The following is an 11360-nucleotide window of genomic DNA, read 5'->3' as shown; positions in this document are numbered from 1 at the left end:
GGTTTGTTTGGTATGTAGCGAAATTTTAATGAAATTAGAGGTTGAATGCTAATGAGAGACTCAGAGTAGTAAGTAACAGCTCACAAGTTGTTTGGTGGGTAGCAGAGTTTTAGTAAAATCCAATGGATATAGCGGGTTGGTGGTTTACCTATCACCTCGATGAATGGAATTGCTTGGGAAATAAGTGACAGTCCACTTAAAAAATAAAGTGGAGCAGTGAAGGTAAGCTTGAACCATCATTTCTTAAATAGGTATGAAATGAATTCATTTATACACTCTACCGATAGATAAATTCTAATCTATTAAAATAAATAATGAATTAGTAAGGTTAGTTCATCGATTTACTCTACTTTACTTATTTAGATTTTTTCTATTTTATGGTTTTTATGGTGTTAATTAGTATGTACAAAAAGTATGTGTTTATCATTTAAATATTAATAATATCAATAGATAAAATGTTATAAGCCATTTTTTCTGGTATAAAAGCTGTTCATCACCATTTTAAATTTACGTCTAAAATTTATTCGAATGGTTATTTTTATATATAAAAATTGTTAAATTGATGTTTTATTTTATTGTGCTTATAATGAGTAAATCAACTTAAGATATTACATTAGATATAAAATTTGTTTATAAATAGAATTTTCAATGGAAAGAACACAGTCCAAGGTGTCGTTAATAGCATAAGCTGTAATCATTAACTAACTGTATTTCATGTAAATATTGTTTATGTGCCAAAGGTGGATCACATGAAAAAGGCAAAAAGCGCTAATCATAAGATTTTTGATCAAATTCTTTCTGTAAATAAGCAGAATGAATTTGAATTTAACAATGGGCAAGATGGTGCAATTATTCTTTCTATACTTGTGATGTTTTTTGTACCATTTTTACTATTAAATGCAGCAAGAATTTATTTTGGAATAGATTACAGCTTTGTCGCGGTGATCTCCATGTTGGCGGTTAGTGCCATCATCACATACACATTGTATAAGCGTCTAAAAATGGATTCTGAATTTGCTGAAAAGCATATTGTATTAGACCAATTATTGATGCGTTATACGCCAAAAAATAAAGCAGAGTTTAAGAGCCTTCAAGAAGAGAGAAAGGCAAACCCATCAAGTACTTATTCACTTGTTGAAGATTGGGCTAATAGAGAAAGACTGCACTATGCAAATTAGCACACACTAACAATCTAATAAATGTTTGCATATCCCTCGGCTACTTTTAGTTGGGGGATTTTTTATCTATTGCAAAGGCTGGCCCTACATTGAGGGCTAGATTAATAAAAATAACTAATTCCAATTTTTACCTAGAAGATATGCAATTTCGAGAGATTGCATTTTGTTGAGTCTAGGGTCATATAATGACTGATATTTATAACTAATATCTTCTTCGCTGATTTCAAGGATACCTCCCTGTGCACTCAGTAACATCTAGTCCTGTCATTTCTAAATGGGCACCTCCTAGATGTACTCCTGCCTCCTTTAATATATGAATGAATTGAATCATTTCATTAGTAATACCCGTAAAATAGCGTGTTTTATATCCTTCTTTGGCATTTTTAGTATTACCATGCATAGGGACAATCATCCAAATGACGGGCTTGCCACTGGGCTGAATTGATTTTATGAGAGCCGGGAGTTTTTGTTTAATAACACCTGCTCCCATTCTAATGATGAGAACTGTTTTTCCTTTTTCTTGACTAGGGTTTAATTTCTTTATTAATTTCAGCAATGTATATGATGTGATATTTGGCCCGCATTTGATACCAATAGGTTTTTCTACCTCTCTTAAATATTCGATATGTAATTGTTATTCATTGTTATTTAATATTTACGTTATATAGAATAAAAAAAACGGCATAAATAGCCGTTTTTTATTCTATATAATTATGAGAGGTCGACGTTAATGCGATTTTCCTTGTTCAATACCAAGCCCAATCTGTGAACGAATAAATTGTTCTTTAAAGCGCTCTCTTTCCATTTTTCCTTGTTCTGAATTATCTGTTACAGAGAATAACCAGGCAGCAATAAACGCAACAGCCATAGAAAAAATTGCTGGGTATTCATAAGGGTAAATTGGTTTCTCATGATGAAGAATGCTGACCCAGATGGTTGGCCCTAAAATCATCAAGACAACTGCAGTAATTAAACCAAACCAGCCACCAGCTAATGCTCCACGAGTAGTCAGTTTGCGCCAGTACATTGAGAGTAAAATGATTGGGAAGTTACAGCTTGCGGCGATGGAGAAGGCTAAGCCAACCATGAAAGCAATGTTTTGTTTTTCAAACAGAATGCCTAACCCGATAGCAACAAAACCTAAGATAACAACGGTAATTTTAGATACGCGTAATTCATCTTTTTCATCAGCTTTACCATTTTTCATTGCCATCGCATATAGGTCATGAGAAACCGCGGAGGCGCCTGCTAAGGTTAAACCAGCAACAACTGCAAGGATGGTGGCGAATGCAACTGCAGAAATAAAGCCTAAGAAGAAATTACCACCAACTGCATCAGCAAGGTGTACAGCGGCCATATTGGTGCCACCAATTAATGCACCAGCAGCATCTTTAAATGCAGGATTGGAACTGACAAGAACGATGGCACCAAAACCAATAATAAAGGTTAATATGTAAAAGTAACCGATAAATCCAGTGGCATAGAACACACTTTTACGTGCTTCTTTCGCGTCACTAACGGTGAAGAATCGCATAATAATGTGAGGGAGGCCTGCTGTACCAAACATTAATGCTAAACCAAGGGATAAGGCGGATATAGGGTCGGAGACCAGCCCTCCAGGACTCATGATAGCAATACCATTTTTATGAACTTCTACGGCTTCTTTAAATAAGGTATTAAAGTTAAAGCCAACATGCTTCATAACCATAACAGCCATGAATGTTGCACCAGCTAATAACAAGATGGCTTTAATAATTTGAACCCAAGTTGTGGCTAACATTCCACCAAATAGGACATACAGCACCATCAATATACCCACAATAACAACCGCGACGTGGTAATTGAGACCAAATAATAATTCAATTAATTTACCCGCACCCACCATTTGAGCAATAAGATACAGTGCAACAACAACCAGAGAACCAACCGCAGATAGAATGCGAATTGGTCTTTGTTTTAATCGATAAGAAGCGACGTCAGCGAAAGTATAGCGACCTAAATTACGTAAGCGCTCGGCAATTAAGAATAGAATGATCGGCCAGCCAATTAAGAAGCCAATCGAGTAAATCAGGCCATCGTAGCCAGAAGTATAAACCAGGGCGGAGATCCCTAAAAAGGAAGCCGCTGACATAAAGTCGCCCGCGATAGCCATCCCGTTTTGGAAACCTGTAATTTTCCCGCCTGCAGTATAGTAATCAGAGCGAGAACGCGTTCTTTTTGACGCCCAGTAAGTTATATATAAGGTAAAGCCGACAAACAGTAAGAACATCACAATCGCCTGAATATTCACAGGCTGGCGTTCAACATCCCCTGTCAATGCATCGGGAAACGCTATTGAGGAGGTAAAAAAGAGAATGAGTGAGAGCAATATTTTCATTTTTCTACCTCTTTTAAAATTTCTGCTGTTAAACGGTCGTATTCACCGTTAGCCCGGATAACGTAAAGCCCCGTTAGTACAAATGAAATGACGATCAGCCCTACACCAACAGGAATTCCTCTTGTAATGTATGAACCTTCGGATATTGGTGTTCCAAGCCAGCTTGGGTCAAAAGCGATAAGAAAAATAAAACCAACATACAGCACGAGCGTTATTATTGATAACAACCATGAAAAGCGACTACGTTTTCTAACCAGTTCTTTAAAGCGAGGGTTATCCTCTACCTTTTCGTAAGCAGTAGCATTCATCAGAGTTCTCCTCTGTTATACTCGTCATACTTCAAGTTGCAGCTTTGTTGACTACACTCACTCACACGAGTTACATACTTGTGTATGCCCCTCGTGCTTCGTTCGCTTGTCGCCTAGCTACCCCTCGAATTATTTAGAGTAAACCATCTTGTTGGGATGTATGTAAGGCCGCCTCTATGAGTTGGCCTTTTGGCGTTATGACATACTCATAGACTGTTTTTCTTCGAGTAGTTTTTCGACAACACCAGGATCGGCCAGCGTGGAGGTATCTCCGAAATTACTGGTGTCTCCTGATGCAATTTTTCGTAGGATGCGACGCATGATTTTACCGGAACGAGTTTTAGGTAGTGAATCTGTCCAGTGAAGTACATCCGGGGTGGCAATAGGGCCGATTTCCTTACGAACCCAGTTGCGAACTTCGGTGTATAGCTCTGGTGATGGCTCAACCCCAGATATTAATGTGACATAAGCATAGATTGCTTGGCCTTTAATATTATGAGGAATCCCGACCACTGCAGCTTCGGCCACTTTCGGATGTGCAACGAGCGCTGATTCTATTTCTGCAGTACCTAAACGATGGCCCGAAATATTCAGTACATCGTCAACACGGCCTGTGATCCAGTAATAACCATCTTCATCACGACGAGCACCATCACCACTAAAGTACATGCCTTTAAAGGTTGAGAAATAGGTTTGCTCGAAGCGTTCGTGATCGCCAAATAAGGTTCGGGCTTGGCCCGGCCATGAATCAACAATCACTAAGTTACCTTCTGTGGCGCCTTCGATAGGCTCACCAAGGTTATCGACTAATGCAGGGCGAACACCAAAGAATGGCAATGTTGCAGACCCTGGCTTTAACATGGTTGCTCCCGGAAGTGGTGTGATCATGAAACCACCTGTTTCGGTTTGCCACCATGTATCAACCACTGGGCAGCGGCTATTACCAATTTTTTTGTAGAACCATTCCCAAGCTTCAGGATTAATGGGTTCTCCCACTGAACCGAGAATTCGTAATGAGCTGCGATCTGTACCTTCAATGGCTTTATCGCCTTCGGCCATTAATGCACGGATAGCAGTTGGGGCGGTATAAAGGATATTGACTTGGTGTTTATCAACCACTTGGCTCATTCGGTTAACTGCTGGGTAATTAGGTACCCCTTCGAACATTAATGTTTTAGCACCATTGGATAATGGGCCATATAACAAATAGCTATGGCCTGTAACCCAGCCCACATCTGCAGTACACCAATAGACTTCACCTGGATGGTAGTCGAAGGTGTATTTGAATGTCAGTGTAGCATAGACTAAATAACCGCCAGTGCTATGCAGAACGCCTTTTGGCTTACCTGTAGAACCAGAGGTATATAGGATGAACAGTGGGTCTTCTGCGTTAATTTCTTCTGGAGGGCAATCTGCACTGACCCCTTTGATGACGTCGTGCCACCAGAGATCACGCCCTTCTACCCAGCTCGGCGCATTGCCTGTACGTTGGTAAACAATCACATTAGAAACCGTAGTGACTTGCGGGTTAGCGAGTGCGTCATCCACATTTTTCTTTAATGGAATTGCACGACCCGCTCGTAAGCCTTCATCTGCGGTGATGATTAGCTTTGCTTTACAGTCAATAACGCGACCAGAGACCGCCTCAGGGGAGAAACCAGCAAAAATGACTGTATGTATCGCGCCAATACGAGCACAAGCCAGCATCGCGACAGCAGCTTCGACAACCATCGGCATGTAAATGGCGACAACATCGCCTTTACGAATACCTTGTTGTTTCAAAACATTAGCAAACTGACAAACATCATGGTGTAGTTCGCGGTAAGTGACATTTTTTGACGATGAGGGGTCATCGCCTTCCCAAATAATCGCAGTTTGGTCGCCTTTTTCAGCCAGATGGCGATCCAAACAGTTTGCACTTAAATTTAACGTACCATCTTCAAACCAGCGGATATCAATATGGCCGGGGTCAAAAGAGGTGTTCTTGACACGTGTATAAGGTTTAATCCAATCAACGATTTTTCCTTTTTCGCCCCAAAATCCTTCAGGGTCTTGAATCGAGCGTTGGTACTCATCGTTATACTGTTGTTCGTTTATCAGGGCATTTTTTGCAATTTCAGCAGGAACGGGATGTTTAGTTATTTGAGTCATATTATTATCTCCTTGCAGATGTTAATACTATGTCAAAAAATGGTTAACTAAAGCACGATTTTTAAATTTGTTTTTCTTTTGCGCGGAAGATCACGTATTAATTGTAATGAGATTTGCAGGATTATCATTTGATGCTAAATATCAAATTGAAATATAAAGCTAAAAATATAATAAAAGGTAGATTTAAAGAAAAATAAACGATGGGGTTATTGGTATTAGTTACTGAATAAAGGAGTTCTCATAGCGAATATAAATATCCATATATTTACTATGGGTTTGATAATGATTTTCATTAACAGTAAAATAACTATAATAGATAGTTATTCACAAGGTGCGAAGTTACGCAAGTGTTTACCCTATGAGCCTTGTGGTAAAAATGAGAAACATAGCGGTATTTACGTCACTGGAGACAATAATATGAGTTATACATTACCTGCTTTACCTTATGCTTATGATGCGCTGGAACCACACTTTGACAAGCAAACCATGGAAATCCACCATACCAAGCACCATCAAACCTATGTGACTAACACCAATACAGCGTTAGAAAAACTGCCTGAATTAGCGGGTTTAGATATCGATGTTTTGATTCAAAAATTGGACCAAATCCCAGCTGATCAACGTACGTTTGTTCGTAACAACGCTGGTGGCCACTCAAACCATAGTCTGTTCTGGAAAGGTTTGAAATTAGGTACTGAATTAAAAGGCGAACTGAAAGCTGCGATTGAGCGTGATTTCGGTAGCGTTGATGCATTTAAAGAACTGTTTGAAAAAGCAGCTGCAACACGTTTCGGTTCTGGCTGGGCATGGCTGGTTCTGAAAGATGACGGTAAATTAGCTGTCGTTTCAACTGCTAACCAAGACAGCCCATTAATGGGTGAGGCTATTTCAGGCGTATCTGGTTACCCAATTATCGGTTTAGACGTATGGGAACACGCTTATTACCTGAAATTCCAAAACCGCCGCCCTGATTATATTAAAGCATTCTGGTCAGTTGTGAACTGGGATGAAGCAGCGGCACGTTTTGCAGCAAAAGCTAAATAATTTTATAAGATAATTTATTTGCCATAAGCGCAGCGTTAATGCTGCGCTTTTTTTATTTGTACTCCACCAATTGTTATCTCTACTGGCATTCTTTATGATGGAAGATCTATTACTTTGCTAAGTGGAGAGCACTGTTCATGTCATATTTTCCCCAGGTCTTTATCGGTAAAGTCCAAGCAACCCAGTCTTGTGGGCACAGCGCTATTCATAAGCAAGCTGCCGACGGGTTATTGATGTTAGGGCAATTGGGGCTTGATGGCGATGAACAAGCTGAAAAGCGCTTCCATGGTGGGCCAGATAGAGCACTTTGCCATTATCCTAGGGAACATTATGATTTCTGGGTCAATGCATATCCTGATTTAGCCGATTTATTTGTTGCCTCTGTATTTGGGGAAAATATATCAACGTTGGGTATGACTGAAGAAAACGTATTTATTGGGGATATTTTTGCATGGGGTGATGCGCGTATTCAGGTCACTCAACCTCGTTCCCCTTGTTATAAGCTCAATGGGTTAACGGGAATTGAAAATTTTGCACAAATGATGCAAGACAATGGGCGCTGTGGTTGGTTGTACCGTGTCATTAAAACAGGCAATGTTAGTGAAAATGCGCCATTAACGCTATTGAGCCGCAATAGTGATATTTCAGTACAAGAAGCCATTATGATTGCATTTCACGCTCCTTATGATGAGGAACTATACCAGCGCCTGTTAAGTGCTGCAGGGTTATCCGCAAGTTGGAGCTTAACCATGCAGAACCGTTTAGATAACCACCGCATCGAAGAGTTTAAGCACCGGTTGTTTGGTAAACGTTAATCGCTAGCGAAAAGCTATTGTGCGCTTATAACAAAGAGAGTCTTTAGCCATAAGCGTTTGCTAGTAATATAACGTGCGATACTGAGAATGCCTATGTCTTAGGTGTTTGTTGTATAAACTGTTGGTACCACGGGATATTCGCCATTAATTCGAGATGTGTTCCCTGAGCGATAATTTTTCCTTTCTCCATATACACAATTTCATCTGCTTGTCGGGCTAGATTAGGCTGGTGGGTGACGACGATACGTGTCTGTTGTTTGGCTTGAGTAATAAGGTCAATCACGGAGGCTGTATTGATGTTATCAAGGCTTGCTGTTGGTTCATCCATTAAAATGATATTAGGATGCTGTAGAATCAATCTTGCAATACACAGCCGTTGTCTTTGTCCTCCAGAAAGTAACATACCGCCAGAACCAACCTCTTTTTCTAAGAACGTATGATTGGCAGTGAAATTAAGTTGTGTCAGTAATGCACTGATTACCCGGTCATCAATATTATCATCATCAAGTACCAAATTTTGGCGTACGCTACCGCAAAATAAACGGCTATCTTGTAGTAAGACTCCCCGGTGAGCACACAACACCTCTTGTGATAGGTTTTTAATATTTTTATTACCGTAGTTCACACTGCCATATGTTGGGTCTTGTAAGCGAGCGAGTAAGCTTAATAATGTACTTTTTCCTGCTCCTGATGGCCCTACAATGGCGGTAAGTGTATGTTCCTTAAAGCTAAGACCTATGTTTTGTAAAATGCATTTTTTATTGTCACTGTAAAATGATAACTGTTCACAGCTAACGCTATCGATAGTGGGTGTTGATGAACGATAAGGAAATGTTAATACCGGAGCCTGCAAGGCTATTTCGATTCGTTGAATTGCTTTTTTCATTTGTCTAATTGATTGATCTAAATGAGAAAGTAACCACATAGGTTCAATTAAGCGCGCTAATAAAACTAACCCTGCTAGCCACATATTTAATGGCATCTTTGCATGATCAACTAAATAAATACCGAACCCAAAGAGCGTAATAAACGCGGTTTGTACCATTAATGAAAATAATAAGTGAAATGGCAAGCTTCTTCGTTGTAGCTGTCTCTGAGTTTGATATTGGGATGCTAAGGCAAATTTGGGATGCAGCTGCTCATAATGGGTATTTGAGCGACGAATCAATGGCTGGTGGAGCGCATATTGGTTGAGTGCACTCATTGCTTGTTGTTCTGATTCATGAGCTGCTCGTTCAAAAAAGGCAATTTTTCTGGCAGATAAGCGTAAAGAGACTAATAACAAAAGGAGTATAAACAGTAAAATAGCGCCAAATGCACCTTGATAGACTAACATTCCAATCACGATAGTACAGGGCGTGACTAACCCATTAATAATAGGATGGAGTAAATGTGCGGGTACAGACATAACCTGTGATACAGGTCCTGAAATTAATTGGTTGCTGTTTGAAATGGGTTGCAATGAAAGCGGCAGATGGCGAATAAGTGCCGTAGCAAGATAGCGCATCACCAATCCCCCTGCAACATAGCCTTTCTGGGTGGCTATAAATGTTACGGCGAGTGTTGTTAAGCTAGAAAGAGTGAATAGTATTAATGGCATAGTGGTATCAAGGTGCCAATCTAAAATAACAACAAATAAAAATAACCCGCTAATTCCCTCTAAAACAGCGCTTAGGGTCATCCAAAATATAGCATTACGTACGGTGCACAATAAGCGTTTAAGCACAGTTCTCCTCCAATGCACGTAAAAGTTGCTGATAGGGTTCTGAATGTATTGAAAGTTGTTGATGCGAGCCTTGTGCGATTAATTTTCCGTTGTCTAACAATAATATGCGGTCTGCGAGATTCAAGCCGTTTAAGTCATGGGTAATAAGTACACAAGTTCGCGGCTCGCTATACAATAAATTAAGCACCCGCTGTGCATTTCGAGGGTCAAGTGCGGATGTCGGTTCATCAAGCAGCAATAAAGGCGCTGGTGATAGCAATGCTCGTGCAATCGCGAGGCGTAGAGCCTCTCCACCGGACAACACCATATCTTGCTCTATTACGGCATCCAGCCCTTTAGGTTGTTGTTTTACCAGTGATAATAAGTTGAGCTCACCAAGGTAACGGTACATATCATCTTCAGTGGAGTTAGGGGCAAATAGCTGTAGATTTTCACGCACAGAACAAGGCAGAGGCGGGGTGCTTTGCATGACGATGGAAACCGTACGGTTCAAACTAGTTAATGATAGCAGTGGTAATGGAACCGAGTTAAAGAGGACATTTCCCTCTGTTGGGTCTAAAAAGCGCGCCATAAGTTGTATTAAGGTGCTTTTTCCCGCTCCAGACGTTCCGACAATAGCAATAAATTCGTTGGGGGCTACGGTGATATTAATATTCGATAATATTGAGTTATCACCTATTTTAACGTCAACTTGGACAAGTTTGAGCTCACCTTGGGATGGGGTAATTTCCTTTTCTCCGTAATGCATATCCGGTTCAGCTAGAAGTTGGCGAATACGTTCTGATGCGCTAACAGCAAGGTTCAAGGCGTCTGCACCATGCCCCATTGCAGCAACGGGGGCAGCAATACTACTAATTAATAGAATGAATAAAATGATTTGAGCGAGAGGTACGGGCTCAGAGAGTAATGAAACCCCAAAAATAACCCATAATGACAGCAATGTGCTGCTGATACCGACTTGAGTCAGTGAGCTCAAGGCGCCTATTTTACTTATCCATCGCTTAAAGGCGATTTCAAATTGGTATAACGCTTGTGATGTTTTTTTTTGAATGGATTGATTGGGATATTGCCTTGCCTGTAGCGGGTTATCTGCAAGTTCAGCATATTGTTCATACAGGGCACTCATTGTCCGGTTACGTGAGGTATATAGCGCCTGATAACGTATAGAACGCATTTGTTTAAATAAAAAAACCGAGGTGATTAATGGCATTAAGCAAAAAATGGTGAGTAGTGCATTTTGCCATAATAAAATGAGAGCTGCTGTTATTGGGACGATAATTAATTTTGTGATATCTGCAGGGGCATGAGCGGTTAATTGATGTAGCCAGCGAACATCACGGTCAGCTATTTGCAAAAAGCCATCTCGACCATGTTGGGCAAAGTGGTTTAGAGGGAGTTTTTCTACTTTATCCAGAAGTTGTAGCCTGAGTTGATGGCAGAGATGGTTATCAGTTTGATGTGTTAAATACAGAGCAAAAGTTTGGCAAATTAGCCAGCTCACACCCCCTATGGATGCAATAACAACCCATTCATAATATTGATGAACGGAAGCGTTGGCAATTTGGCTAATTGCTATCAATGGAATGAGTGAACAGAGGCCTGCGATGGCTTGTAAAATAAGTGCAAATAATAGTGTGAAGCGATAGGGACGAAGTAATTCCCAAAGTGCGCGGTACATGCGAAACCTCCATAGCGAATCGGTCACTTTAATTTATTTCGCTTTGTTATCGTGAATTAGTTGTTTTGCTTGCCAGACTATTT

Annotated in this window: 10 protein-coding genes; 3 read left to right on the top strand and 7 right to left on the bottom strand. The window is 40.2% G+C overall.

Going from position 1 to position 11360, the window contains the following annotated elements; translation table 11 throughout:
• The first annotated feature begins 749 nt into the window (after positions 1-749).
• Entirely contained in the window at positions 750-1178 is a 429-nt protein-coding gene (locus PSE72_RS12220) for a hypothetical protein (protein ID WP_004906643.1), read from the top strand.
• 114 nt (positions 1179-1292) lie between these two features.
• On the opposite strand, the gene PSE72_RS19965 is transcribed toward PSE72_RS12220, so the two are convergent.
• From PSE72_RS19965 to acs, 5 genes are all read right to left on the bottom strand, one after another.
• Positions 1293-1433, bottom strand: coding sequence for a 3-deoxy-7-phosphoheptulonate synthase (locus PSE72_RS19965; protein WP_109913247.1), 141 nt, complete (start codon positions 1431-1433; stop codon positions 1293-1295).
• Complete coding sequence (locus PSE72_RS19960) at positions 1402-1749, bottom strand: 3-deoxy-7-phosphoheptulonate synthase (RefSeq protein ID WP_244069410.1); 348 nt, start codon at positions 1747-1749, stop codon at positions 1402-1404. Before PSE72_RS19960 ends, PSE72_RS19965 begins: the two co-directional genes overlap by 32 nt.
• Before the next feature lie 156 nt (positions 1750-1905).
• Complete coding sequence (gene actP / locus PSE72_RS12215; protein WP_115166312.1) at positions 1906-3555, bottom strand: cation/acetate symporter ActP; 1650 nt, start codon at positions 3553-3555, stop codon at positions 1906-1908.
• A complete protein-coding gene (locus PSE72_RS12210) occupies positions 3552-3863 on the bottom strand; it encodes a DUF485 domain-containing protein (protein WP_004906633.1) in 312 nt (103 codons plus the stop codon). The genes actP and PSE72_RS12210 overlap by 4 nt, the downstream gene beginning before the upstream one ends.
• A 195-nt stretch (positions 3864-4058) precedes the next feature.
• A complete protein-coding gene (gene acs, locus PSE72_RS12205) occupies positions 4059-6014 on the bottom strand; it encodes an acetate--CoA ligase (RefSeq protein ID WP_115166313.1) in 1956 nt (651 codons plus the stop codon).
• A 417-nt stretch (positions 6015-6431) separates the two neighbouring features.
• On the opposite strand from acs, the gene sodA reads away from it, so the two are divergent.
• Positions 6432-7058 carry a superoxide dismutase [Mn] gene (gene sodA / locus PSE72_RS12200; protein ID WP_004906628.1) on the top strand — a complete coding sequence of 209 codons (627 nt, stop codon included), beginning with the start codon at positions 6432-6434 and terminating at the stop codon, positions 7056-7058.
• A 137-nt stretch (positions 7059-7195) separates the two neighbouring features.
• On the top strand, positions 7196-7873 hold the full coding sequence (yiiM, locus tag PSE72_RS12195) for a 6-hydroxyaminopurine reductase (RefSeq protein WP_115166314.1): 678 nt from the start codon (positions 7196-7198) through the stop codon (positions 7871-7873).
• Between the two features lie 91 nt (positions 7874-7964).
• Here the strand turns inward: yiiM and PSE72_RS12190 are convergent, their stop codons facing one another.
• Both PSE72_RS12190 and PSE72_RS12185 read right to left on the bottom strand, forming a co-directional pair.
• Positions 7965-9599 carry an ATP-binding cassette domain-containing protein gene (locus PSE72_RS12190; protein WP_198641958.1) on the bottom strand — a complete coding sequence of 545 codons (1635 nt, stop codon included), beginning with the start codon at positions 9597-9599 and terminating at the stop codon, positions 7965-7967.
• Positions 9592-11277: an ABC transporter ATP-binding protein gene (locus tag PSE72_RS12185; RefSeq protein WP_272690971.1), complete on the bottom strand. Its 1686-nt coding sequence runs from the start codon at positions 11275-11277 to the stop codon at positions 9592-9594. The genes PSE72_RS12190 and PSE72_RS12185 overlap by 8 nt, the downstream gene beginning before the upstream one ends.
• Positions 11278-11360: the final 83 nt, after the last annotated feature.

The organism is Providencia sp. PROV116 (assembly GCF_028482485.1).
Taxonomy (GTDB): Bacteria; Pseudomonadota; Gammaproteobacteria; order Enterobacterales; family Enterobacteriaceae; genus Providencia; species Providencia rettgeri.
Note: the sequence above shows the minus strand (reverse complement) of the source record. Positions and strands in the feature narration are given on the sequence as shown.